General features: G+C 57.9%; 21 protein-coding genes. 10 read left to right on the forward strand and 11 right to left on the reverse strand.

Annotated features, from left to right (window positions below; translation table 11 throughout):
• Positions 1-295: 295 nt before the first annotated feature.
• From E1H13_RS14505 to E1H13_RS14535, 7 genes are all read right to left on the reverse strand, one after another.
• Positions 296-1,141: an ABC transporter substrate-binding protein gene (locus tag E1H13_RS14505; protein ID WP_169614133.1), complete on the reverse strand. Its 846-nt coding sequence runs from the start codon at positions 1,139-1,141 to the stop codon at positions 296-298.
• A gap of 220 nt (positions 1,142-1,361) precedes the next feature.
• Complete coding sequence (locus E1H13_RS14510) at positions 1,362-3,743, reverse strand: TonB-dependent hemoglobin/transferrin/lactoferrin family receptor (RefSeq protein ID WP_169614134.1); 2,382 nt, start codon at positions 3,741-3,743, stop codon at positions 1,362-1,364.
• A 189-nt stretch (positions 3,744-3,932) separates the two neighbouring features.
• Positions 3,933-4,730 carry an ABC transporter ATP-binding protein gene (locus tag E1H13_RS14515; RefSeq protein ID WP_169614135.1) on the reverse strand — a complete coding sequence of 266 codons (798 nt, stop codon included), beginning with the start codon at positions 4,728-4,730 and terminating at the stop codon, positions 3,933-3,935.
• A 1-nt stretch (position 4,731) separates the two neighbouring features.
• A complete protein-coding gene (locus E1H13_RS14520; RefSeq protein ID WP_169614136.1) occupies positions 4,732-5,769 on the reverse strand; it encodes an iron ABC transporter permease in 1,038 nt (345 codons plus the stop codon).
• Positions 5,770-5,871: 102 nt separating this feature from the next.
• Entirely contained in the window at positions 5,872-6,306 is a 435-nt protein-coding gene (locus E1H13_RS14525) for a ferritin-like domain-containing protein (protein ID WP_169614137.1), read from the reverse strand.
• A gap of 245 nt (positions 6,307-6,551) precedes the next feature.
• Positions 6,552-6,971, reverse strand: a complete 420-nt coding sequence (locus E1H13_RS14530) for a biopolymer transporter ExbD (protein WP_169614163.1) — start codon at positions 6,969-6,971, stop codon at positions 6,552-6,554.
• Between the two features lie 267 nt (positions 6,972-7,238).
• Positions 7,239-7,874, reverse strand: coding sequence for a MotA/TolQ/ExbB proton channel family protein (locus E1H13_RS14535; RefSeq protein WP_169614138.1), 636 nt, complete (start codon positions 7,872-7,874; stop codon positions 7,239-7,241).
• 239 nt (positions 7,875-8,113) lie between these two features.
• Between E1H13_RS14535 and E1H13_RS14540 the strand changes: the two genes are divergently transcribed.
• From E1H13_RS14540 to E1H13_RS14555, 4 genes are all read left to right on the forward strand, one after another.
• Entirely contained in the window at positions 8,114-9,580 is a 1,467-nt protein-coding gene (locus E1H13_RS14540; RefSeq protein ID WP_169614139.1) for a TonB family protein, read from the forward strand.
• Positions 9,581-9,774: 194 nt separating this feature from the next.
• On the forward strand, positions 9,775-10,191 hold the full coding sequence (locus E1H13_RS14545) for a YeeE/YedE family protein (protein WP_169614140.1): 417 nt from the start codon (positions 9,775-9,777) through the stop codon (positions 10,189-10,191).
• 249 nt (positions 10,192-10,440) lie between these two features.
• Positions 10,441-10,899: a YeeE/YedE family protein gene (locus E1H13_RS14550; RefSeq protein ID WP_169614141.1), complete on the forward strand. Its 459-nt coding sequence runs from the start codon at positions 10,441-10,443 to the stop codon at positions 10,897-10,899.
• Positions 10,900-11,102: 203 nt separating this feature from the next.
• On the forward strand, positions 11,103-11,654 hold the full coding sequence (locus tag E1H13_RS14555) for a hypothetical protein (RefSeq protein ID WP_169614142.1): 552 nt from the start codon (positions 11,103-11,105) through the stop codon (positions 11,652-11,654).
• 152 nt (positions 11,655-11,806) lie between these two features.
• Here E1H13_RS14555 and E1H13_RS14560 read toward each other — a convergent pair whose 3' ends face one another.
• Complete coding sequence (locus E1H13_RS14560) at positions 11,807-13,261, reverse strand: PP2C family protein-serine/threonine phosphatase (RefSeq protein WP_169614143.1); 1,455 nt, start codon at positions 13,259-13,261, stop codon at positions 11,807-11,809.
• A gap of 428 nt (positions 13,262-13,689) precedes the next feature.
• Between E1H13_RS14560 and E1H13_RS14565 the strand changes: the two genes are divergently transcribed.
• The 5 genes from E1H13_RS14565 (at position 13,690) to E1H13_RS14585 (ending at position 17,950) form a co-directional block, all read left to right on the forward strand.
• A complete protein-coding gene (locus tag E1H13_RS14565) occupies positions 13,690-13,896 on the forward strand; it encodes an acetyltransferase (RefSeq protein WP_169614144.1) in 207 nt (68 codons plus the stop codon).
• An 83-nt stretch (positions 13,897-13,979) separates the two neighbouring features.
• Complete coding sequence (locus E1H13_RS14570; RefSeq protein ID WP_169614145.1) at positions 13,980-15,299, forward strand: Mur ligase family protein; 1,320 nt, start codon at positions 13,980-13,982, stop codon at positions 15,297-15,299.
• A 151-nt stretch (positions 15,300-15,450) separates the two neighbouring features.
• On the forward strand, positions 15,451-16,248 hold the full coding sequence (locus E1H13_RS14575; protein ID WP_169614146.1) for a glutamine amidotransferase: 798 nt from the start codon (positions 15,451-15,453) through the stop codon (positions 16,246-16,248).
• A 2-nt stretch (positions 16,249-16,250) separates the two neighbouring features.
• A complete protein-coding gene (gene lepB, locus E1H13_RS14580; protein WP_169614147.1) occupies positions 16,251-17,339 on the forward strand; it encodes a signal peptidase I in 1,089 nt (362 codons plus the stop codon).
• A gap of 425 nt (positions 17,340-17,764) precedes the next feature.
• Positions 17,765-17,950, forward strand: a complete 186-nt coding sequence (locus E1H13_RS14585) for a hypothetical protein (RefSeq protein WP_169614148.1) — start codon at positions 17,765-17,767, stop codon at positions 17,948-17,950.
• 250 nt (positions 17,951-18,200) lie between these two features.
• Here E1H13_RS14585 and E1H13_RS14590 read toward each other — a convergent pair whose 3' ends face one another.
• Positions 18,201-18,488 carry a DUF3288 family protein gene (locus E1H13_RS14590; RefSeq protein WP_169614149.1) on the reverse strand — a complete coding sequence of 96 codons (288 nt, stop codon included), beginning with the start codon at positions 18,486-18,488 and terminating at the stop codon, positions 18,201-18,203.
• 7 nt (positions 18,489-18,495) lie between these two features.
• Positions 18,496-19,614 (reverse strand): tRNA 2-thiouridine(34) synthase MnmA, encoded by a 1,119-nt coding sequence (gene mnmA / locus E1H13_RS14595; RefSeq protein ID WP_169614150.1) that lies wholly within the window; start codon positions 19,612-19,614, stop codon positions 18,496-18,498.
• 217 nt (positions 19,615-19,831) lie between these two features.
• Between mnmA and E1H13_RS14600 the strand changes: the two genes are divergently transcribed.
• The gene (locus tag E1H13_RS14600) at positions 19,832-23,254 is read left to right on the forward strand and encodes a choice-of-anchor D domain-containing protein (RefSeq protein WP_169614151.1); all 3,423 of its coding nucleotides are present in this window, start codon (positions 19,832-19,834) and stop codon (positions 23,252-23,254) included.
• Here the strand turns inward: E1H13_RS14600 and E1H13_RS14605 are convergent.
• The gene (locus tag E1H13_RS14605) at positions 23,251-23,826 is read right to left on the reverse strand and encodes a DUF4347 domain-containing protein (RefSeq protein WP_169614152.1); all 576 of its coding nucleotides are present in this window, start codon (positions 23,824-23,826) and stop codon (positions 23,251-23,253) included. The genes E1H13_RS14600 and E1H13_RS14605 overlap by 4 nt on opposite strands.
• Positions 23,827-23,876: the final 50 nt, after the last annotated feature.

Below are 23,876 nucleotides of genomic sequence, written 5' to 3' on the forward strand. Positions count from 1 at the left end.
GGCCTACCTAGTGTTCAGTCAAAAAAATAATGACGAGAGATGTTACTTGGGGTTCACGGTTCACAGTAAGCGGTTTGAGGCAAGCCGTGTACCGTTTACCTTAAGCCGTGCACCGCAGCCGGTTGACCCGTCACTTTTAACTTGACAGACCACTAGAACGCCGGTTTAGATCCCAGGGTTCTGTCCCTGGATGCCCAAAAAACGTGGCCAATCAGCCCAAGAACCCTGGGATCTTGACATACTGTACCGATGCTCTAGCTGCCACCCGCGATGCAACGCTATTCAAGATGCAATGCTATTCAAACAGATCTCCCAGTTGACGGCAGGTTTGCTCAATGCTGGCGATGCTGCCGGGGTTAACCAGGCCAAAGTAGTCAAAGCTGTGCACCTGTTCTTGCTGGGTGGCTTTGAGTTGGCTCCAGAACGGTTCTCCCTGAAGCTGCTCCAGCAAGTTTTCCCCGGCATCGACCACCAGCAAAGCTTCAGGGTCGGCGCTGAGCACTTTTTCTTCAGGCAGGGTGATGTAGCCTTCGAAGGGACTGTCGCCCTGGAGATCGGCGGCGACGTTCTCAATATTGAACTGGGTGAGAAAGTCCCCGGCCCAGCTATTGCGGTTGGGGGTCAGCAGGGGTTGGCGGCTGACCAGAACTAGGGTTGTCGGGCTATGATCTGGGGCTTGGGCCAGGCAGGTGTCGTAGCGTTCCAATAACGGTTGGGGGTCAGTGTCCACCGTGGCTGCTAGATCTGTCGTTAGGGTGCGCAGGTCAGCCCAACTGCTGACTTCAGTGGTGAGGGTGGCGGTACCCAGCTCTTCGAGCCGTTGCAGGGTGCGATCGTGAAAACCAGCAGCGCCAATTACCAGGGTAGGTTCCAGGGCAACAATCTGCTCCAGATCGGGTTCAGTGCGCCCTTCGCTGACAGTAGGCAGATCTGCGAACCGGGCATCCTGCCGCAGTAGCTCATTACCCGGAATGCCTACCAGGGCGTCGCCATCCAGGGTATACACCAGGTCGGCACTGAGGGAGGTGAGGGCGACAATGCGGGGCTCCTCGGTCGGATTGGGGGCCGCGAGGGGAGACTCCTGGCCGCTGCAGGCAGTGAGGGGGAGGAGTAGGAAGGGGAGGAAGAGGGAGAGTTTCATGGGTAGGGGGTGGATGGGTGGATGGGGGGATGGGTGGATGGGTGGATGGGTGGATGGGTGGATGGGTGGATGGGGGGATGGGAAGGTGAAGAGATGAGGTAGGTGGGGAGGTAGGGGCAGACCTATGTGTCTGCCCTGGCAGGGAATTGGGAGATGGGATGTGTCTGCCCTGGCAGGGAATTGGGAGATGGGATGTGTCTGCCCTCTCGCGAAGAACCAGTTAAAAGTCGTAACTCACCCCTAGGCGCACATTAATACCCGGTTGAGAGAACCGGTCAATATCTGGGGCCGTAGCCGGTACAGCACGCACATCGTTATAGATGAAATAACGGCTGTTAAGTAGGTTATAGATGCCCAGGTTAATCCCCAGATTTGGCCGCACGTTATAAGCCCCGATTAAATCCACCACCGCATAGGCTGGAGGGACAAAGGTGGTGGTGCCCTCAGGAACACGAGCTGTGCCCACAACAGTACCAATCAGTTCAGCTCGCCAGAGGTTCTCAGGCGCTCGGTAGCGTAATCCCATCACCCCCTGAAACGGATCAACACTGCGTAAGGGCTCATTGGCAGAGAGGTCATCTCCCTGGGCAAACCCTAGGGCAGCCGTTAAGCTAAAGCCGTCAGGATCAGGGCTAAAGCGATATTCCCCGGCTAGCTCAAACCCATAGATACGAGCATTGGTGATATTTTGCGACTGGAACAGATTGACGACTGGCGTGCCCACAAAGGGAGGCGTTAGCAACTCTGTACCAGCGGGCTGCAGGGTTTCAATGAAGTTGTTGTAAGTGTTGTAGAAGCCAGTAACCCGCAGATCGAACTGGTCAAACCGACCTCGCCAGCCAATCTCGTAGCTATTACTGGTTTCTGGTTCTAGATCAGGGTTGGAAATGGTTCGATATTTAAAGAAGGGACTGGTGGTATTGGTGAAGCCACTGCTAATTTCGCTGTACAGGGGAGCGCGGAACCCTCGGGCATACTGACCATAGACCGACATCTCTGGCGTAATGTTGTAAAGCACTGCCAGTCGAGGGGATAGGGAAGAGGAACTGAAATCTGCCCCTTCGGCTCCTGCTCGACCAAAAATTTCGTCCTCGCGCAGGGATAGGTCGTAGTAATCGAAGCGTAGTCCGGCAATGATTTCAAGATTTCCGAAGCGGATTTCGTCTTGCAGATAAGCTCCGATACGCAGGGTATCACCATCAGGGAAATCTTTGACTGGAAAAGTGTTAGGACCAATCACGTTAGTAGACGTGCCGGTCGTGAGATTCGTTTGTAAACCATCCCGCAGCCGGGAATTAAACGTATTAGACAGATCGAGCCCATAGGTGAGCTGGTGGGAGAGCGAACCGGTCATAAAGTCGCTGCGCAGTTGCACTTCACCGCCTAGGATCTCGCTGTCAAAACTATTGTTGTCTCGTCGCAGGAAGGGAGTACCCGCTTGAAGAATATTGCGGGTGATCGCTTCACTAACGCGGCTGTCCTGGTAATAGACTTGAGCCCGGGCAAATTGTAGCCAGGAGTCATTTTGGGGGTCGTCATACTCATAGCTGAGCCCAACTCGCCAGCGATTGGTGCTGATGTCCTCAACTTCATCGACTACACCGCCCACAAAGGACGTGCTTGAGTCGGGGATGGCGGTATTGCGGTTGATGCGAGAGTTACGATCGAGGCTTTCCCCCAACAGGCTAATGGAACTGACATCGTTAAGCCAGTAAACCAGATTGCCAAAGAACGTAGTACCATCGCGGGTTTGCGGATTAATAAATTCTGAGGCCGCCCGTACCTGGGTTTCGCGGGCATCCTGGCGACTGACAACAAAGACACCCTCTAGATCTTCAAAGCGACCCGCTAGGCGGACAGCCGTGTTAAACCCGCCGTCTTCACTGGTGTAGTTAGGGCGTAGCTGGGCGGCAAAGGTCTGGCCAGGGGCTAACAAATCGTCAGGTCGTAGGGAGCGAAAGCTGACTACGCCGCCTAGGGCATCGCTGCCATAGAGGGTAGAGGCAGGGCCACGCAGCACTTCTACGGCTTGCAGGGTGTTGAAGTCGACATAGTCACCCCGTCCTAGGTTGAACTGACCAAACTGAAATCGTTCCGGCAGGCGAATGCCGTCAAGTTGGAACAGAATGCGGTTACCTTCTATACCGCGAATGTTGACATCCTGGAGGCCAAAACGCAGATTGTTGCGAGTAGAGACACCGGGCTCGTAGCGCAGCAGGTCTCGCAAGTCTTGCACTTGATTAAATTCAAGATCCTCTAGCTCAAAGACGGTGACCGTAGCGGGCAGGTCATCCACTTCGCGGGGGGTGCGGGTACCGGTAACGGTGATCCGCAGGGTGCCGCTGGGGGCAAATTCCACCTCAGGCAGATCGTCCGTGGTTTGGGCCAGGGTGGCGGGTGCCAGATATCGGGTTTCAGGGACGGGCCGCAGGGAGGCACTTGTGGTCTCCGGGGTGTCGAGGTCAGCAAGCAGGGGAGGGGCCGTGGGCTGAACATCGATGTGGTCAGGCATCTCCTCTATGGCGGCAGCCTGTTCACCGGTAGCCAGCGGGGATTCGGGGTCAATTTGATGATAATGATCGTCATCAGATAGCTGAGACACTTCACCTGAATCTCGCCTTTCATCAGGATAAAAAGGCTCTATGGCATTTGCGATCGCTACTCCCCCAGACAATACTGGCAATAGTGGAGCAGCACAGACAAGAAAAATTCTCAATAAAAATTGCCTAAACATCATCACACTCCTCAATCAGGAATCAAAAGGTTATGGGTGAAACAGGAAACTTAAGGGTTAGGGGACGGCCAGGGGGATATCACTGGCGGCCACGGGAAACACCTGCTGGCCAAAGGGAGTCGCAAAAATCTCCACTTCTACCTGAAAGACCTGGCGCAGGTTATCAGGGGTGAGCACCTGGTGGGGTGGGCCGATAGCCCACAGGCAGCCCTGGTGTAGCATCGCCATGCGATCGCAGTACCGGGCCGCCAGATTAATATCGTGCAGCACGGTAATAATCGAGAGCGATCGCTCCCGGTTTAGCCGCTTCAGCAGTTCCAGCAGTTGCAACTGGTAGTGAATGTCCAGAAACGTCGTCGGTTCATCCAGTAGCAACACCTGGGGGTCCTGGGCCAGGGCCAGGGCCAAAAAGGCCCGCTGACGCTCACCCCCGGAAAGCTCAGTGACTGGGCGATCGCGGTAATGGTCAATTTCGGTCCAGGCCAGAGCTTGGGCCACCTGGTGCTGTCCCGCTGCATCCAAATCCCACTGCCACCAGGGTTGGTGGGGCGATCGCCCCAGGCTCACCAACTGATGCACCGTCAACCCCTCGGGCAGGGTTTGCTGCTGGGGCAGCAGGGCCAGTCGTTGGGCGACGGCGGTGGGGGATAGCTGGTGAATATCTTGACCCGAGAGAATGACCTGCCCCCCCTGGGGCTTCAGCACTCGGCTGAGTAGTCGCAGCAGGGTCGACTTACCCGAACCATTGGCCCCCACCAAGCACAGCCATTCCCCTGGTTCCACCGCCAGGTTGACACCCTGCACAATCAGCTGCTGGCCATAGCCACCGGATAAATTGCGAGATTCTAAGGGCATCTCAGTGTCCTCCTGCAACTCCACGACGGCGAGACAATAGCCAGATGAAGACAGGTGCCCCTAAAAAGGCGGTCACCACCCCCACCGGCAGTTCCACCGGGCCAGAGCGGGCCGCCAGGTCAGCGGCGGATAGGACCAGGGCACCCCCCAGGGCCGAAAACGGCAGCACCAGGCGGTAATCAGTACCCACCAGCAACCGCACCCCATGGGGTACCATTAGCCCCACAAACCCCACCAGTCCAGCAATACTGACGGACCCGGCGGCCAGAAACGTGGCGACCGCACCGATTAGCAGGCGCGATCGCGCCAGGGAGGTCCCCAGCCCCACGGCCAGGTCATCCCCCAAGTTCAATAGATTTACCTGGCGGGCCAGCAGGCAGCCTGCCGCGATCGCCACCACCAACCCCGGTCCCACCAGTCGCACCTCGGTCCAGCCGCGACCATTGAAGCTACCGATCAGCCAGTTTAGAGCCGCTTGAATCCGGCCATCTCGCGACATCAGCAGGAGTAGGGACTGAATCGCCCCAAACAATGAGCTAAAGGCCACCCCACTGAGGATCAGCCGCTCAATGGACAGCCCGCCGCGCCCATAGGCCAGCAAATAGACGAGAGCTGTGGTGGCGATCGCCCCCAGCCAGGCCCCCAGCGGCACCCACACCTGCCAGATCCCCAGGGTGATCACCACGACCACCACCAGGCCAGCCCCTGAAGATATACCCAGCAAAAAGGGGCTGGCCAAGCCGTTACGCAGCATGCCCTGCAGCAGTGCCCCCGAAACCCCCAGGGATGCCCCTACCAACAACGTTGCCAGCAACCGGGGCAATCGCAAGTCCCACAGCACCACCTGGTGAGTCGGATTACCCTGGCGCAGTAGTGCCGCCCAAAGCTCTGGTCCTGTCATTGCCACCGATCCCTGGGTCAGCGACAACCCTACCACCAGCACCAAGCCCAACACCAAGACTCCCAGGGCCAGCGGCAACCGGTACGGTCGCTGGGTTGGCCGTACCCGTTGTACTGGCGGTCGTGTCAGCGTCTTCATTGAGAGCATTCCATCTAAAAAAACATCCTGATCATTGACGCCGAACTCAGCCCCATGGACGGGTCTCACCAGCACCCTGGATAACGCTTTAGCTGGAGCACGCTAACTAAAGTCTCGCAGCATTTTTTTGATTTCCAGGTTGTGCAACTCCTCCTGGCCAATCTTGGTGCGGGTGTATTCCTCCAAGTAAATGGAGGCATCCTCCACCAGGCCTAGCAGTTGCTTATACATCTCCAGCGCCTTTTGCTCATGGTTGAGGCTTTCTTTCAACAAATCTGTCACCGCGTGGCGATGGGTCTCTTCAATGGGGGCAATGCGTTGGCTGGGGTGGCCTTCCAGCCCCGTAATGATTTCCCCCGCTTCTTGGGCATGCAGCAGAGATTCACTCGCCTGGGCCTTGAAAAAGTCCACAATGGGAATGCGATTGGGTCCGGTCACCATTAACGAGTAGTGGGTATAGCGCACCACCCCCGCCAGTTCAAATTCCATAATCTGGTTCAACAGTTCGGTGGTGGCTTGGATGTTTAGATCTTTCATAGGTATCGGGTTTGGGGTAAACGGTTCACGGTTCACGGTATCAGGTTTGGGGTGTCGGCCATGGGACTAGTACTGCCTGGCAGAAATATGACCACCGTTGCTGAGGGTGTCAGGTATCGGCATCCCCTCCTGGGAGGGGCAGGGGTGGGTTACACAGGTGTCAGAAACGGTGGGCCAACTAATGCCTCAGAGTACTAGGTCGTCCGCCGTCCGCCGTCCGCCACTCCCCGTTTGCTGTCCACCGCTCACCGCCCATTGTCCACCGGCTGCCGTGTGGCAATCCCCAATGTCGCCCCTTCAATTTCACGCAGCTCATCCATCACCGCTACCACCCGGCCATGACTCACCGCTTCATCGGCGTTGATTACCACCACCGACTCCTGGGTGTCCGCCATCAGGTCGCGCACGCCCGCCTGCAGATTTTCCAGGGCGATCGCATTTTGATTTAGCGCAATCTCCCCGGCTTCATCTATCGAGACCGCAATCCGGGTGCGTTCTTGCAGTTCGGCACTGGCCGCCTGGGGCAGGTTCACTGGCAACGACTCTGAGCGGGTCAGAAACAGGCTGGAAATAATGAAGAAGGTCAAAATCGCGAAGATCACATCGATCATTGGCACGATGTTGAGTTCAAAGTCGTCTTCGGGTTCTTCGGGGAGGTAGGGCATGGGAGGGGGAGTGGGGGAGGTGGGGGAGGTGGGGGAGGTGGGGAGTGGGAGAGTGGGAGAGTGGGAGAGTGGATGGGTTTTGGGTATACGGTTTACGGTGGGCGGTTTACGGTTCATGGCTGGCGGTGGGCGGTGGGCGGTTTACGGTGGGTGGTTTTGCCTAACACCTAACACCCGCTACCACCCCATCACCCCATCACCCCATCACCCCATCACCCATCCACCCATCCACCCATCCACCCATCACCCCATCACCCCATCACCCCATCACCCCACCATCACCCGACTCTGCCGTCCATAGTGGGTTTCATACAAAATCTCCAACTGGCCGCCGTACTCTTGAATCAGGGCGATTTGGCGTTTGTAGAGGCCGCGAAACAGGTTGGCAAAAATCAGGGTACCGATGGCGACAACCAGGCCAGCGGCGGTAGAGACCAGGGCTTCACTGATGCCGCCGGTGACGGTGTCGGCGTTGGCGGCGATGTCGCCGAGTTGAAGGGCGGCAAAGGAGCGAATCAGGCCGAGGATGGTGCCCAGCAGCCCCAGCAGAGGGGCGACGCTGATGATGGTGGCGAACACAGTGTTGAAGCGGCGCAGTTGGGGTAATTCTGCCTGCATGGCGCTGGCCAGGGCCAGGTGAAACTGGCTGGGGCTGGCGCCTTCAATTTCCAGGGCTTCTAAGAAAATGCGCACCATGGGTAAGTTCACGTTCTGCCGTAGCTTGGGATACACGTCCATGGGCGCTTGGCGGTAGGTGCGCAAGATACCTTGCATCACTGGGCGTTGGCGGCGGTTGATGCGGAACCAAAATAGGGATCGTTCGATGATCAGGGCGATCGCCAGGATGGAAAACCCCAGCAGCGGCCACATGACAATGCCCCCGGCCGCAAAAATGGTACCCATAGCCTAAAGTTTATTGAAAATTACTGTCAAAAACATTCACCCTGATTTGTCGGCTGTTGTCAAGGGGTAAGGGGCATGGATGGGGGCAACCAACCCATGGTTCTGGTGTTATGCCCCAGGGGGGTAGGCGATCGCGATCGCCTATAATTCCGGGCAGGCCAGAACTTAATCCCAAAATATCGAGCTTTTGCTGTCCGTTGCCTGATCCTCTGACAGGCCTAAGTGGATAGTTGGGCTTAATGAAAAAAACTGTTAATTGTGTAATATGGATAGAGCAGATTTCTACCATCCCTGGGCGATCGCGCATGAGCCTTTCTGATATTTGTGGTCAACAGCATCAGCAAGAGCAGCAAAAGCTGCGCAAGATTTTGCTGTGGGGTCTGCTGGGGTCTGTGGGTGTACATGCTATCGGCTTCAGCCTCAGTCAGTTTAGCTTCTGGCAGGCGGCCACCGAGGAGCTGTCGCCAATTGAATTGATTGTTACCGAAGCCATTCCTGACGATCCGGAGACGCTGGTCGAGCCTGAGCAGCCCACCGAACTTAGCACCGAGACCAATGATCCAGCTCCCCCTGCGGCCAGTGCCCCGCCGCGCCCCGCTGCCGTAGTGGCTCCTCCCACGCTGGCCCCACCTCCGGTAGAATCGGTGACCCCAGACAGCCCTGAACCAGACACCCAGGCTGAGTCAGACCTGGAGGAAGCAGTCGCTGCAGAAGACGTGGACGAGGAGAGCCCTGAGGGGGCAGAGCAGGAAGCCCCTGAAGTGGTCGAAGAAGCACCAGAGGCGGTGGATCTAGATGCGATCGCCGCTGAACTTGACGCCCCCCAGGTGGAATCCCAGACCGAACGTTTGCGCGATTTGCTGCAACGCTTGCGTGAAGCGCAGGCGCAAGGAAATTCTAACGGGGCTGAAACGGACCCCGGTCCATCAACCACTGCTGGCAGGGGCAATGTCCCCGAAGCCCCAGCGGGCAACGATACTGGGGTGGCTGCTGCCCCCTCAAACACCAGCGGTAGTGGTCAGGGGCAGGGCAATCGTACGGTGGCTTGTCAAAATTGTGTGCGCCCCAGCTATCCCCAGAGTGCTCTGAACGCCGGGGCCGAGGGCCAGCCAATGGTCAACGTCGACATTAACCCCGATGGCAGCGTGCGCAATGTCACCCTAACCCGCTCCAGTGGTAATGCCGCCATTGACCAGGCGGCGATCCAGGCGGCTAGACAGTCTCGCTTTCAGCCCATTGCTGGTGGGGCCACCAGCGTGCCAATTGAGTACGACCTCACCATCGAGGGATCTCGTCGCAACCGCGACGCTCGCCGCCGGGGGGAGCGCCAGTCTGTGGAAGTGCCGACCCCACCCCCTGCCGCCGACACCCCAGAACCACCACCAGCAGCAGCGACCCCTGCGCCGGAGCCCTCGGCAGAGGAAGCTGACACCCCCCCTACGGCAGAGACGCCAGCGCCCCCAGCCCCAGCATCTACTGCACCAGAGCCAGCTGCATCAGAGCCATCCCCGCCGCCAGCATCCACCCCGGAGCCCAACCAGGGCGGTGCTTCCCCAGAACGGACAACCCCCGCGCCGGAACCAGCAACTCCCGCTGCCCCACTGCCAGTCGCGCCACCGCCCGTTACCCCACCACCAGCCACACCGCCGCCAGCCACCCCACCATCCCCGGTGGAACCACCACCAGCTAGCGACGAAGCAAACTAACCCTAACGACTTTCAGTGATTTCGAAGACATGCAGAGCATCATGGCTTTTATGGCACAAGTCGACCAATCATTCCTGACACCTGATACCTGACACTCTCAGCAAAGGCGGTCATATTTCTGCCAACCGCTACGAGTATGATCGCGACGGGGCTTATATTGCTATATTGTTAAGTAGTTGATTAAAGGGACTGCTATGCAAGTGGAATGGTGGTATGGCCTGCTGGGTGGTGGGTTAATTGGTCTCAGCGCCACGCTGCTGCTGGCTTGTAATGGCCGAATTGCTGGCATCAGCGGCATGGTGAATGGGGCAATCACATTTACGGCGGCTGAGATTTGGCGTTGGTTGTTTTTGATTGGCCTGCTGGGGGGTGGATTGCTCTATGAGTATGGTTTAGCGCCCCAGCCCACCCCGACCTATGGATTTACCCCGTTGACCATGATTGTGGCTGGCTTTTTAGTGGGTTTTGGCACCCGCATGGGTAACGGTTGTACCAGTGGCCATGGGGTCTGTGGCCTGGGGCGACTGTCGGGGCGATCGCTGGCAGCGGTTATCAGCTTTATGGTGGCCGGTTTTGTCACGGTGTTTATCACCCGGCATCTGCTGGCTTAAGTGACTTCTGGAAAACGTTCTCCCCAGCCACGCCCCCCAGGGAGTTCACTCCCTGGCTAACCGTAGACGTCTGCGGTCGCAGACCAGAGAACTCGGCTCCCAATCCTTTTCAGAGGATTTCTGCTTTGAGCCTTGAACGTCTAGTCCTTGGCTTAGCGGCCTTAACGCAGGGATGCCCTTATTCAGAAGTCTCCTGCCAGTCACTGACTTAATGAACCAATACTTTGCACTACTCAAGGCATACAGACAATGAAAACTCAGCAACATATAGTTGCCCTGGTGGCTGGTTTAATCTTTGGCTTGGGGCTGGGCTATTCCCAAATGATTGACCCCGAGCGGGTGATCGGGTTCCTTGATTTGGCGGGGGCCTGGGACCCCACCCTGGCCTTTGTGATGGGTGGGGCTGTGGCAGTAACTGTCGTCACCTTCCGGTGGGTTCTCAAACGACCCCACCCCCTGTTTAACGGCAAGTTCTACCTGCCCACCCGCCAGGATATCGATCAGCCGCTGATTTTGGGGGCCGTCTTGTTTGGCATTGGCTGGGGGATTGGGGGATACTGCCCTGGTCCAGCGATCACCTCTCTGGTCCTGGGCCAATGGAATCCGGCGCTGTTTGTGGTGGCGATGATTGTCGGTTCCCTCACCGCCCGCTGGTGGACCGCCCGCCAAAACCGCCCCAGCCCTGCCGCCCCAGACCCCAGGGGGTAATAAACCAAATCCAAGTCCAGACCTGGAGTTCTGCCTGCAGGAAAACTCCAGTTCCCGAGCTGGACTTGGTATAAACCGTAAACCAGGTGCAGCGTCAAGCCAAAAATTCGCTACCCTAGACGGTCGTATAGTCTGATTTGGCCGTTGTCAGGTGATCTACTGATGATCAGCTCGCTATGGCCACTTGGGGAGTGGTGTGACCTATGGTTAGTCTGCACAAAATTGTTTTGGGACTGGTCCTGAGCGGCATCAGTCTGGAGTTAGGACTGGGTCGTTTACCGACTCTAGCTAAGCCAGGTTCGGGGATAGAGCCTGGGATCGCGGCTGACATCGTTCAGACCAAGCAAAATGCCGCCCAAACCTATACTCAAGCTATGCTGGCTGGCTATAACGCGGCCGAAAGAAGGGATTACCACACGGCCTTGATTAACTTTCGGCGAGCGTTAGCGGTTCGGCCTGGCGATCGCTATGCCACCGCCGCAATTCGTAATATGGAAACTTACATTGCCCAACAGCGGGCGGAAGCGGCAAAACAAGCAGAAATTGCCCGCCTGCAGGAAACCCTGGCAGCAGCGGTGGGAGCCAATGATTGGGCCTGTGCCGCCGCGACGGTGGATCGTTTAGTCACCCTGGTACCGCCCGATTCTACAGACCGGGCTCGGCTGATCGCCTATCGGGGTGAGGTGGGGGGCTTTATTCAGTCTCGGGATAATTTGGACCAGTGGTCGACCATTTGCCCTGGGGGGCAGGTTTAAACTGGTGCATCCCACTTTTGCAGCCCTCTCCCTAAATCCCTCTCCCAGAGCGGGAGAGGGACTTTGAATCCGGCCCCCCTTCTCCCATTTCAACAAGGAAACAACCCTGATACACAACCCCTCAGGAGGGGCAGGGTAGGGTCGGCGAGGGCTTAATTTTCAAACAGCTTCAGTTGCAGCTCTGGCTTCACCCGCATCACCACCAGGGTCATGTCGTCGTCATTACTGCGATCGCCGCCAATGAATCGATCAAGCAGATCAAAGACATAGTTCAAAATTTCATCAGCGGTCGTGCAGTTACGACAGGCCCATTGCAGCGCCCGCTCCAGGTTTTCTTCTTCAAACCGTTCCCCTCGGGCATTGGCTGCTTCGGTAAAGCCATCGGTGTAAAACACCACCGTATCTCCGGGTTGCAGCTCAATTTCAGCTTCGTAGTACTGGGTACTCATATCTAGCCCCAGCAACATGCCGACCGTATCCAGGCGAGTAATGGTGTTGGTGGCCGCCTGCCACAAAAAGGGCGGGTTATGGGCCGCATTGCCGTAGGCCAAAATCCGCGTTTTGGGATTGTATTCGGCATAGAACAGAGTGACAAACCGGTTGGAATTCTCCAAATCCCCATGCATCACAAAGTTCAAGTGCTGCAAAATCTGGGCCGGAGAATGGCCATTCAGTACCTCTGCCCGCAGTAGCCCCCGCATCATGGTCATGATTAGCCCGGCGGGTACCCCCTTGCCCATCACGTCGCCAATGGCAAAACTCCAAGGATCGGCGGCAGAGCGAGGAGCACTGGGATGACGCAGTTGCTCAAAGGTGGTCGGGATAAAGTCGTAATAGTCGCCCCCGACTCGGTGGGCCGTCTTACATTTGGCGGCCAGATCCATCCCTTCAATCACGGGACACTCCCGAGGCAGCAGTTGCAGCTGAATTTCAGCCCCAATTTCTAGCTCTCGGTCCAACCGCTCTTTTTTGCGTAGAGCTACCGTCAGCTCATTATTTTCGATCGCCACCGAAGTTTGATCCGCCACCAGCCGCACCAGCTTCTGGCGGGTCTCGGTCCAGGCATAGTCCGGGTCTCGGCTAAATACATAGAGCCGACCCCGCTCTACATTTTGCACGATGATCGCCGTGCCAAACAGTTGAAAGTCTTCCCCTAGGTAGCGATTCACCTGGCGATCGAGGGACAACATGGCATTGCGAGCCATGGCCATGGCACTACTTTCAGGGGCAGGCTGAAAGCTGGCGGTCACCTGGCGAGTTGCTGCTTCCAGGGCCGATCGCACATCCTGACACTGGTCTTCGCTCTGGCAGTGGAGCCGTTCTAAGCGCACCTGGCCATCGGCCCGAAACAGAACCAGTGCTCCGCCACTGGCATCGGTAACCCGACTGGCAATCATCGGAATCAGCTCTAAAAACTGATTCAGGTTGTTGAGGCTGCGGAGGGCAAACCCCAAAGAACTTAATAAGTCCTGAATTTTATATTGTTCTCGCTGCAGGCGAGCCACTAATTCCTTAAGCGCAAAAACCGGTGGCGTATCGGGTAGACCGCCAGCGCTAGCGCTTTCAAAGGAGGGGGATGGCCCTGATGGCATCGGCACAGCTGTCATGGGAGACCTAGACAAGACGAATACGTAAATGGAACGACAAACGGGCTAATTATGGACCCTAATTGCAAATTTGGAGCAAAAATTCTAAAAATTCTCCCTTAGGTATCCCTTCACTCCCATAAAACCATGATCTAAGAGCTGATTGAGACATTTGGCCTAAGCCCCAAATTTGCGCCTTAATCTTAGGCCACTACCCCAAAGCTTGGGGCCATTCTAGCGGATGAATTGAGAATTGGCTGGACGAAAGGCGAACTTATTTCCCTCCTTCGGCAGACGTTGGCCACGGGCCGTCTTCCTTAGGCTGGGCAAGGGATCAGCCTGATTGAATGACCATGAGCGATGGCAGAGCCGTCTGAGTCATTTATCTGGGTCATGTCACGGGCTGCACCTGATTTCGAGAAAACGAGCCACTTGGAGAATGAAAATCTATGTTTGTCAAAGACCGCCAAAGTCAAAGCCTGATAAAAGTGATCGATACCGATACGTTGTTTAACCCAACCCACGCTACGGTGCAGGGAAGACCACAGCAGGGGGAAGAAGAGCAACCGGCCCAGTCCTTTGATAAAGCTAAGCTGATATTTCCCTCAGGAGAGCCCCTGCCCCAATGCTGGATTGATCCTGACTATCAGATGTAGCGGCCTTCTGCCTTCTGCCTTTCTAGGCTAGACTCTGGTACGCTTTGCGGAAGATCCTGCACGTTTGGGGGGAGTCGTCTACCATGAATCAACTCTTGCTGATTCCCATTGTTGCTTTCGCCAAGTTGTTAACCTGGGTGCTCAAGGTATCGGGCCGTGGCTCTGGCACCGCCCTGCCCGGCTATCTGGTGGGTAAGTACTTCCCCTTTGCCTTGGGTGCACTGGTCAGCCAGATCCCGATCATTGTGGCGATTACTGGAACTAATGGCAAAACCACCACCCAAACCATGCTCAGCGCTACCCTGAGCCAGGTGCCAGGGGTAAAGATCTTGCGGAATAAGGCCGGGGCCAACCTCAGCCAGGGAATTTTGTCTGAACTGCTGAAGCAGAGCAATGTCTGGGGGAGGCTCGACGTGACCCACGCCATTTTAGAGGTGGAGGAAGCCACCTTGCCCCGGATTGCGGCCCTCTTGCAGCCCCAGATTATTGCGGTCACCAACCTCTATCGAGACCAGTTGGATGCCTACGGTGAAATCGATCGCACCGAAAAGCTGATTCGCGACGGCATTGCCCAATGTCCCCAGGCGGTGGTGGTGGTGAATGGTGACGACCCCCGTACAGCCCGGCTCACCCATGGCTTGGGAAATCCCACTTACTTCATGTCCTTGGCGGCCGACTACGCCAAGTTCTTACCCTACGAAGGTGCCCTGCACCAACGGCAGCAGCAGGAGCAAGGGCTGGAGGCGAGCCATATTCGCATCAACCCCGATCTGACCACTGACTTTGCCATCCACGGCACCCTGGCTGAAGCGATCGTGGAACTACCCCAGGTAAGAACCGCATCCCCAGGTTTTTTTCATGTCTATAACGCCCTGATGGCGATCGCCATTGCCAAGCTGCTGGGGGTGGCCGATGACACGGCTCTGGCTGGGCTGCAAACCTTTAAGCCGGCCTTTGGTCGAGGCGAAATTCTGACCAAACAGGTGGGGGCTAAACAGGTCCACTACCGGCTGTTGCTGGTGAAGAATCCGGCCAGCTTTAGCCTCAGCCTGGAATTACTGAAGGCCATCCCCACCCTGAAGCTGATATTGGCCATTAACGACAACACCGCCGATGGTAAGGATGTCTCTTGGTTATGGGATAGCGAGTTAGAACGGCTGAACCAGGCCCAGATCGACTGGATCCTCTGCACCGGCATTCGGGCTAAAGACATGGCAGTGCGGCTGAAGTATGCCCTGGATACCCCGCCAGCAGAGCCGATTCTCACCCTGGAGTCCATTCGGGAGGCGATCGCCCAATCTTTTGATACCGCTGCGGCTGGGGAGACAGTTTTTGTCATGCCCACTTACACCGCCATGCTAGAGTTTCGCAAGCTGATGGGCAAGACCCTGGATATTGTTTAAGCCATCCTGGGAAACACCCCCTGCTGGGCACATAGGAATCAACCCTATCCGCCAGCCCAACCCCCCACGCAGCACAGGATTCCCTTTCATCCTTCTGCCTGCTTCGCACGGGCATAGCCCTACATCCTTCATCCTTCATCCTTTCCCTACCATGCCCTACGCCCTTACCCTGACCCACCTGTACCCCGACCACCTGAATCTCTATGGGGATACGGGTAATTTAATTGTGCTCAAACGCCGCTGCCAGTGGATGGGCATTGACTGTATGGTGCAGCCGCTGACCATGGGCGATCGCCCCACCCCCGGCCACACCGACCTCTATTTTATGGGGGGTGGCCAGGACAACGACCAGGTGGCGGTGGTGGACGACTTTCACCAGCTCAAAGCCGACACCATCCAAGCCGATACCGAGGCCGGAGTGGTCTTTTTGGGGGTATGCGGCGGCTATCAACTGATGGGCCACACCTTTCTGATGGGCAATGGCGAAGAGACCCCAGGTCTTGGCATTATTAATGTCAGAACTAAGGCCCCTGGCACCGAGGTCAAGCAACGCTGTATTGGCAATTTGATCGGCGAACTCAGTGCCGACATTTACACCGAGATCACCGCCATGTATGCCAGCCCCAAACCCGTGCCGCGCACCATCGTCGGCTTTGAAAACCACTCTGGGCAAACCTACCTGGGCCAGGGGGTTGCCCCCCTGGCCAAAACCAGAGTTGGCTTTGGCAACAATGCCACCGCCGAGGATGAAGGAGCCCGCTACCGCAATGTGTTTGGCAGCTACATGCATGGGTCACTGCTGCCCAAAAATCCCCATTTTGCTGACTACTTAATCTGGCTGGCCCTGCGGCGTAAATATCAGGACGATACCCTGAGGTTGCCTGCCCTGGGCGATCGCGAAGAACTGGAAGCCCACCACTATGCTGTACAGCGCTACGGCAGAGGCTAGGCATGGGGCGCAACAGCAGCTACGGCGAGCCCAGGCGGGGGACGGGGCAAAAGCCAGAAAAGAGTCCCTGGTTGGCGGTGAATTGGTCCATGGTCCTACCAGGGGTAGGGCAGATGTACGACGGGGCGATCGCCCTGGGTTGGTTTCTGCTGCTCAGCCATCTGGGGTTGATCGGGTTTATCGCCTGGTCTATTTTCGCCCCCCAGGGCAACACCCTGCGGGGGCTGCTCACCCTGCTGCCCCTGGGAGGGCTCTACCTCGCTACCCTGTGGGACAGCCATCGAGAAGCGAAACGGGGCCTCACCCTGGAGGAATTCAGCCCCCTCAGCTACCGGTCTACCGATCCCTGGTACCCGGTATTTCTCTCGCAAATTTTGCCGGGGTTGGGGCATCTATTTTTGCAAAAGGCGCTGCTGGGGGGCGGGCTACTGCTGCTGGGCATCGGTACCGCCTACGCCGCTAATTTTCATCCAGCCCTGTTGCCCCTGCCGCCTGTGATTTGGGCTGTGGCCTGTGGTTTAGCCTATGGTGCCACCCCCGGCAAACGCACCCAGTGGCCCATGCTCAAGGCCCTGCTGCTGGCCCTGGTGGTCACTCGTCTGCTAATCACCGCCACCCCCGCCCTGATCTACCAGGTAGTGGAGCAAACGGTGATTCCCAGTGAATCTATGTTGCCGACCCTGGAGGTGGGCGATCGCCTGTTTGTGCGGCGGCGTTCCCCGGCTTACCAGCCTGCGGCCGGGGAACTGGTGGTGTTTTACCCGCCCCCTGCGGCCCTGGCCCGGCTGGCCACAGCTAGCCCCAGCGATTTATGGATTAAGCGGGTGGTGGCGATCCCAGGGCAACAGGTGGAGGTGCGCGACGGGCAAGTTTGGATCAATGGCGCTCCACTGTTTGAGTCCTACATTGCCCAGCCCCCCAACTATCAATGGGGACCCGCAACGGTTCCCCCTGGGGAATGTTTTGTATTGGGGGACAACCGCAACGCCAGCAATGATTCCCATGTTTGGGGATTTTTGCCCCAGGCTAACCTGCTGGGGAATGCCTACAAGATTTTCTGGCCTCCCCACCGGGTGCAGCCCCTGCCGTAGGTAGGAAGAGAGGGCGGAGGGCGGAGGGCGGAAGGCAGAAGGATGAAGGCAGAAGGATGAAGGATGAAGGGCGGAGGGTGGAATCCAGGAGGCAGGAGGCAGGAGGCAGGAGGCAGATCTTGCTTGTGTGCTGATCCCTGGCGCTTGGATTCGATTATAGGCATAGCTTCCCACCTGCAGGAATACGCCTCTGTTGCAGGATACTGGGGAAAATACAGATTACTTAATCAGCCGTTATCAATAGTTATCGGTAATTTTTCTGGAATTACGGTTAAATCGAAGCATTAAGCACAGGCCAGGGAACAATAGCCCTGTAACCTAGTGAAGGGAGAGTCTCAGCTGGTCCTGGTCATATCCTTGTCTTAGGATTGTCCGATAAGGTGACGGTGGGGATTCCCCAAGACCATCTGGTGCTTGTTAGTCCTATGAAAAAAATACGTCATTGCCTGCCCTGCCATCTGATTATTCGCAATGTGGCCTTGCTGCTGGGGGTAATCGCTGGGTTCCTGATCGCCGCCGCTGAGGTACAGGAAGCCGCCCAGGAACCCCGTCCGGAAGATGTGGCGATGCGTCGGCTGGTGGTATTGCAAATCATGATGAATAATGACTGACCAGACTTCGGAGGTTTTAGAAACCTCCGAAGTCTCAGTTTAATGACGGGAGATATGGCTTGGGATTCACGGTACACGGTTTAAGGCGAGCCGTAGACATTGCACCGCAGACCCTGCTGAACCGTCGCGTCTGGCTTGACAGACCATTAAATACTCTGAGGCAGAAATGACCCACCTACTTCTGCCCTCTGCCTGCTCCGTACGGGCAAAGTCCTACATCCTTCTGCCTTTATCCTTCTGCCTTCCTACACTAGCTCCAGTCTTCTCGGCCTCGGCCCAGGCCCCGATAGACCTCCCCCTGATGGTGAATGGTCCGGGTTTTCTCAAACAGCTCCGCTTCACTCAACTGCCAGCGGTTCAGGGCCTTTTTCAGGTCAGCTTGAATATCCCTGGCCCCTGGGAACCCGTCGTAGCGGATCATTAGTCGGGCCAGTTCCACCAGATTGTAATCCGTGGCTTCCCCCGCCAGCAGTTGATTGACCACCTGGCGATCGCTTTTGTACTGAGGATGTTGTTGATCTTGGGAGGTATCTGTCATCGGTCACCTAATCTACGGCGGCGGTCGCCAACTGGTCGACTTGACCTGGGGCTGGCTCAGACGCGGCAGCTTCAATCAGCCCGCCCCCCAGCACCCGGTCATGGTCGTACCATACGGCGGCCTGGCCTGGGGTCACCCCAAACTGAGGCTCGTCGAACACCAGCTTCACCCGTCCAGCCTGTTGGCCCGGTTCCAGGGGCACCAGGGTAGCCGCGACCGCTGGGCTGCGGTAGCGAATTTGCACCGATACCCGGATGGGCTCTTGGGGAGCATCTATAGAGACCCAGTTCACCCGCTGCACGGTGCAGTCAGGCCAGTGGGCATCGCTGCGATCGGCAACGATTACTTGGTTGCGACCCACATCAAACCCCACCACGTAGAGGGGGTTAGGGGCGGCAATGCCCAGCCCTTTGCGTTGGCCGATAGTGTAGTGGTGAATGCCGGTGTGCTGCCCCAAAATCCGCCCGTCGGTATCGACAATGTCGCCAGGTTTGGAGGCCAGGTATTTGTCCAGGAAGGTTTGCATCGAGCCGTGGTGCTCAATCAAACAGAGATCCTGACTTTCGGGCTTGTCGGCGGTGTGCAAGCCTAACTCGGCGGCAATCCGTCGGGTTTCGGTTTTGGTTTGGTGGCCCAAGGGAAAGTGGCAGGCGGCCAGTAACTCCTGGGTCAGGTCATAGAGAAAGTAGGACTGGTCTTTGCTGAGGTCAACGGCCCGACGCAGTTCATAGCGCCCCGTGTCAGCGTTTTGGGTAATGCGGGCGTAGTGGCCGGTGGCGATGCGATCGCAGCCCAGTTCTTCTTTAGCATATTGCAGCATAGGGCCAAACTTGACCGCCCGGTTGCACTGGGAACAGGGCAGCGGGGTAACACCACTGCCATAGCCTTCTACCAGGTAATCGACAATTTCCCGCTGGAACACCTCGCGGCTGTCGACGATGTGGTGGGGAATGCCCAGCTCATCGCACAGCTGCGCCGCATCTACCATGCCTTCAGAGCAGCACTGGCCTTTGCCCTGCATGAGCCATAGGGTGAGGCCCACAACGTCGTATCCCTGACGATGCAGGCTGGCCGCTGCCACTGAACTATCTACGCCTCCTGAGAGACCGACGACTATTCTTTCCATGGGAATCTTTGAAAACCAGCTTGATCCTAGTGTTTTATTGTAGCGTAGGCCCTTAAGCCCCATCCCAGTCCAGCCGTGGAGTCAGCCATTCTCGTGCTGAGAATGGCTCGACTGGCAGCTTCTATGTTGACAATTGTTGCGCTTACGGAATCTCAGCAAGTCGGCATGAAGTCTACAACATTGCCCCCCATGCCGTTGGTCAATCGGCTGCTATACCATGGCCCCCAGCGTTTCAGCCCCCGATGCTCATTGCTGGCATTTAGCCCAGGCGGGTGATGCCGATGCGATCGCCCGTTTGATCAATCACTCGCTGCGGGGCCAGGCGGTGCGGGCCACCGCTACGGTGGAAGGCCGATGCCTAGATATCACCCTGCGTTCCCCCTATGGCCTGCATCCAGACAAGGTATTCGCTTGGCTGCAAGCGGGGCTCTCAAAGCTAAGTCTACCTGGGGTGCAGCGCCTCAGCGTCACGGCCTGGACCGGGGAAGTTGTCGCCCCCACCTGGCAGCGAACGGTGGATTTGCCAACAGAGCCAGGGGTGGGGCATCAGACCCGAGTGGACCTTACCCCCAGCCCAGATGCCACCAGCGTCACCATCCAGGCCCGCGACATTATCGGACAGGTGGTGGTGGGCAACAACAATACGGTGATTGGCCCTGGCGGTAACTTAGTGGTGTATCCCCTGTCCCCTAATCAACGCCCTAGGGTGAGACCGGTCGCTGTGGGCGATCGCTTCTGTCCGCCGCCATTTCCCCACCTGCTGGACCGGGTTGAGGAGACCCAACAGATCGCCACGGCCTGCCAGCGGGGCCAGACTGTGGACTGCTTTAGTGCCCCGGGGTTTGGCAAAACTGCTTTGTTGCGGGCCACAGCCCATCGCCCAGAGATCACTGCCCAGTGCCCGGAGGGGGTGATCTATCTGCGGGCTGGTCGCCATACCGCTGCCGATTTGGCCCAAGCTTTGTTTGAGGCCTTTTACACCGCCGATGTTCCTTTTAAGCCCACAGACATTCAGATTCGTCGGGCTCTCAAGGGCAAAAAAGCCCTCGTTTTGATTGATGACCTGGCGATCGAACGGGAGGAGGTGCAGGGGTTACTACTGAGCTTTCCCGATCTCACTTTCCTCTTAGCCAGCCAGCGCCGATCCCTCTGGGGGGAAGAGGCAGCGGCGATTCCCCTGCCAGGATTACCCTTGAGGGATGCGATCGCCTTGATCGACCATACCCTGGGTAACCGGCTCCAGGGATCAGAGCTCCAGGCCGCCGAAGCTCTCTGCCGCCATCTGCAAGGCCATCCCCTGCGGATTTTGCAAGCGGTCAGCCAAGCCCAACACCAGCGGTTGGGGATGGTCACCCTGGCCCAACAGGTGATGGCGGCCCCCAGCCCCGAACAAGCTATTCTAGCGACCCTGAACCAACTGCCTAACTCTGACCAACGGGCGATCGCGGTGTTAGCCCTACTGGGCGGTACCCCCCTCGATATTGGGGCGCTGGCCCATGTTACCGGCAACCCGACTGTGGCTACCTTGATAGAAACCTTGCAGGCCTGGCACTGGGTGCTGGGGGATGGTCTGGGGTACCGGCTGGCCGAAAATTTGGTTCAGCCTTTGCAGCCGCTGTTTCCCCTGGGGGATTGGCTGCCCCGTCTGGCCACCGGGCTGACCACCTGGATGCAGCAGCACTCTCCGGCATTGATTGCCGATCATGGCGATGCCATTGTGCAGGTGATGGAGTTGGCGGCCCAGGCTGGACAGTGGACCGAGGTGCTGCGGTTGGGTCAGGCCCTGGATGGGGCCTTAATTGTGGAGGCCCAATGGGGGCTGTGGGAGCAGGCCCTGCAGGTGAGCTTGCAGGCGGCTCGGGCAGTGGGCGATCAGGCGGCAGAGGCCTGGGTGCTGCATCAGCGGGGCTCCCGCTGCCTCAGCCTGGGGGATACGATTGGGGCCTATCCTGACCTGCTCCAGGCGCTTGCGATCAGGGAAGCCTTGCAAGACACGGCCGCCGCTACCCTCACCCGCCATAACCTCAGCCTGTTTTCTCACCTGCTGAACCAGGATGCTGACCCGCCCCTGGAATTGCTGCCGCCAACAGTGACGACGCCCGATCTTCAGCACCGCTGGCCCCTAGGCCGCTGGCTGGCGATCGCGGCCCCCCTGCTGCTGGCTGTGGTCACCACCTGGCTGGTGTGGCCTCGCCCTAACCCCCCTGGCGATCCCGTACCGGAGGAGCCTTCTGGGGATCCTCTCAGGCCAGAAGAGGACCAGCCCCTAACCCCCGACATGCGGGTGGATCGGGCGACCATCAACTTTGAGCCCCAGGAAATTGGCACCACCAGTGCCCCTCAAACCCTGACCATCACCAACCCAGGGGAGGCCCCCCTGCCCCTTAATCCTCAGGCGTGGCTCACGGGCCGCCACCCAGAAGACTTTGTGATCACCCAGGTTTGCACCAGCGGCGATGGGGCCTTACCCGCAACCCTAGCGATCGCCCCGGGAGAGACCTGTACGGTGCAACTGGTTTTTCAGCCCCAGCAGGCGGGCGATCGCACCGCTACTCTCACCCTGTCCAGTGATGCCCTCGACCAGTCGCTGCAGATTCCCCTGGCCGGTACTGGCACCACCATCCCTAGGCTGTCGATCAGCCCATCCACCCTCACCTTTGAGTCCCAGGTGGCTGGTTCCCAAAGTGACGCCCAGACCCTGACTGTCACCAACCACGGCACTGGAGCCCTCACCCTTGACGCGGTCACCCTGACCGCAGACCAGGCTGCAGCCTTTCGCCTCGACCCCCAAACCTGCGCCGAGCAAACCCTAGAGCCCCAGGCCAGTTGTACGATTCAGGTGGCCTTTAGCCCCGGGCGAACCAGCCCCAGCCAAACCGTCCAGGCCCAGCTGCAGGTGCAAAGCAATGCCCCTGACGCCCCTCACACCATCCCCCTGACCGGCGAGGTTGTGGCTAACGACCCGGACCCCCTGCCCGAGGCCCGCTTGCAGGTTAGCCCAACCCAATTGGCCTTTGGGGCTCAGCCCGTCAATGGTGATGGCCAGTCTGCCCCCCTGGTGCTCGCCAACCCCGGCAGAGCCCCCCTGCAAGTGGAGGCATTGCGGATCGGTGGGCCCCAGGCCAGTGATTTTTCCCTCCAGCGCCGTTGCTCGGTGGTCGAACCTGGAGGGGAATGCCAGTTATCGGTGCAATTTCGGCCTACGGCCCCAGGCGATCGCCAGGCGACCCTCACCCTCACCAGCAACGCCGTCAATACCCCAACTGTGACCATTGGGCTCCAGGGGCGAGGGGTGGTCCCTGAGGTTACGGTCAGTCCCAGCACCATCAACTTTGGCTATCAAACCCAAACGGTTGAATCCATCGTGATCACCAGTCGGGGGGAAGCTCCCCTGCGGATTGAGGGCATTAGCCTGGCAGGCAACAATCCTGACTATTTTGAAATTACCGCTAACCGCTGTGCTGGTCTCACCCTAGCGACGGCGGGCAGCACCTGTACCATTGACCTGCGATACCACGGCGATAGCCGCTCACCCAATCCAACTCAAGCTGATTCGTTACCTAACGCGCAGCTGCTGATTCGCAGCAATGCCACCACCACCCCTGACACCGTGGCCCTCTCAGGGCAGCGGTTGATTTAGCTGATAGCCGCTGCCGGTTGTACCCCCTGCTTTGGTGGCTGATCGCTGTGGGGTATCACTGGAGGGCCGAAGACAAAAGACGGGCTCCAGGCGGGGTGGGCACAGTCGAATTCCCATCTGCCTGAATCTACAGTGGCCGTGGCGGGGGTGATACAGGCGGCGATCGCGGCGCCGGTCAGGTAGTGCAAAACATCGATGCATAGCCGTCCAGCCTCGGTGCGGGCAAACACCCCGTTATAAATTAAAATTTCTGCCCCCGGGGCCAGAACCGATTTCCACTGGCACAGGTCTCTGGCATAGGTGGGTAAACTATCGTATTGCAGAGACGCCGTGCCCAGGTTTAACCCGTCCGCCTGGCCCGGCATCACTAAATGCAGCCGGTGAACCGGATAGAAATTGATCAACATCTGGGTGATCGTGACCACCCCATTACCGTGCTGAGGGAGCCGCAATATGCCCACCTGAGGCGTCATGGCTTGTAGTGAATCGCGATCACCAACGCGATCGCAGCCAATTACCACCAGGTCTTTGCCCAGGCAAAGACCAGACTGCGCTGTCGGGGTAGGGCACATGGGGGGTCCTCAGAAATCGCAAAAGGCACTGAAGCCTAAGGCAGACACCT

This window comes from Nodosilinea sp. P-1105 (genome assembly GCF_012911975.1).
Taxonomy (GTDB): Bacteria; Cyanobacteriota; Cyanobacteriia; order Phormidesmidales; family Phormidesmidaceae; genus Nodosilinea.

Bases quoted from the DNA above. Each gene is read 5' to 3' on its own strand.
- E1H13_RS14505 (WP_169614133.1), bottom strand. From the start codon at position 1,141: ATGAAACTCTCCCTCTTCCTCCCCTTCCTACTCCTCCCCCTCACTGCC.
- E1H13_RS14515 (WP_169614135.1), bottom strand. From the start codon at position 4,730: ATGCCCTTAGAATCTCGCAATTTATCCGGTGGCTATGGCCAGCAGCTG.
- E1H13_RS14520 (WP_169614136.1), bottom strand. From the start codon at position 5,769: ATGAAGACGCTGACACGACCGCCAGTACAACGGGTACGGCCAACCCAG.
- E1H13_RS14525 (WP_169614137.1), bottom strand. From the start codon at position 6,306: ATGAAAGATCTAAACATCCAAGCCACCACCGAACTGTTGAACCAGATT.
- E1H13_RS14530 (WP_169614163.1), bottom strand. From the start codon at position 6,971: ATGCCCTACCTCCCCGAAGAACCCGAAGACGACTTTGAACTCAACATC.
- E1H13_RS14535 (WP_169614138.1), bottom strand. From the start codon at position 7,874: ATGGGTACCATTTTTGCGGCCGGGGGCATTGTCATGTGGCCGCTGCTG.
- E1H13_RS14540 (WP_169614139.1), top strand. From the start codon at position 8,114: ATGAAAAAAACTGTTAATTGTGTAATATGGATAGAGCAGATTTCTACC.
- E1H13_RS14545 (WP_169614140.1), top strand. From the start codon at position 9,775: ATGCAAGTGGAATGGTGGTATGGCCTGCTGGGTGGTGGGTTAATTGGT.
- E1H13_RS14550 (WP_169614141.1), top strand. From the start codon at position 10,441: ATGAAAACTCAGCAACATATAGTTGCCCTGGTGGCTGGTTTAATCTTT.
- E1H13_RS14555 (WP_169614142.1), top strand. From the start codon at position 11,103: ATGGTTAGTCTGCACAAAATTGTTTTGGGACTGGTCCTGAGCGGCATC.
- E1H13_RS14560 (WP_169614143.1), bottom strand. From the start codon at position 13,261: ATGACAGCTGTGCCGATGCCATCAGGGCCATCCCCCTCCTTTGAAAGC.
- E1H13_RS14565 (WP_169614144.1), top strand. From the start codon at position 13,690: ATGTTTGTCAAAGACCGCCAAAGTCAAAGCCTGATAAAAGTGATCGAT.
- E1H13_RS14570 (WP_169614145.1), top strand. From the start codon at position 13,980: ATGAATCAACTCTTGCTGATTCCCATTGTTGCTTTCGCCAAGTTGTTA.
- E1H13_RS14575 (WP_169614146.1), top strand. From the start codon at position 15,451: ATGCCCTACGCCCTTACCCTGACCCACCTGTACCCCGACCACCTGAAT.
- lepB (WP_169614147.1), top strand. From the start codon at position 16,251: ATGGGGCGCAACAGCAGCTACGGCGAGCCCAGGCGGGGGACGGGGCAA.
- E1H13_RS14585 (WP_169614148.1), top strand. From the start codon at position 17,765: ATGAAAAAAATACGTCATTGCCTGCCCTGCCATCTGATTATTCGCAAT.
- E1H13_RS14590 (WP_169614149.1), bottom strand. From the start codon at position 18,488: ATGACAGATACCTCCCAAGATCAACAACATCCTCAGTACAAAAGCGAT.
- mnmA (WP_169614150.1), bottom strand. From the start codon at position 19,614: ATGGAAAGAATAGTCGTCGGTCTCTCAGGAGGCGTAGATAGTTCAGTG.
- E1H13_RS14600 (WP_169614151.1), top strand. From the start codon at position 19,832: ATGGCCCCCAGCGTTTCAGCCCCCGATGCTCATTGCTGGCATTTAGCC.
- E1H13_RS14605 (WP_169614152.1), bottom strand. From the start codon at position 23,826: ATGTGCCCTACCCCGACAGCGCAGTCTGGTCTTTGCCTGGGCAAAGAC.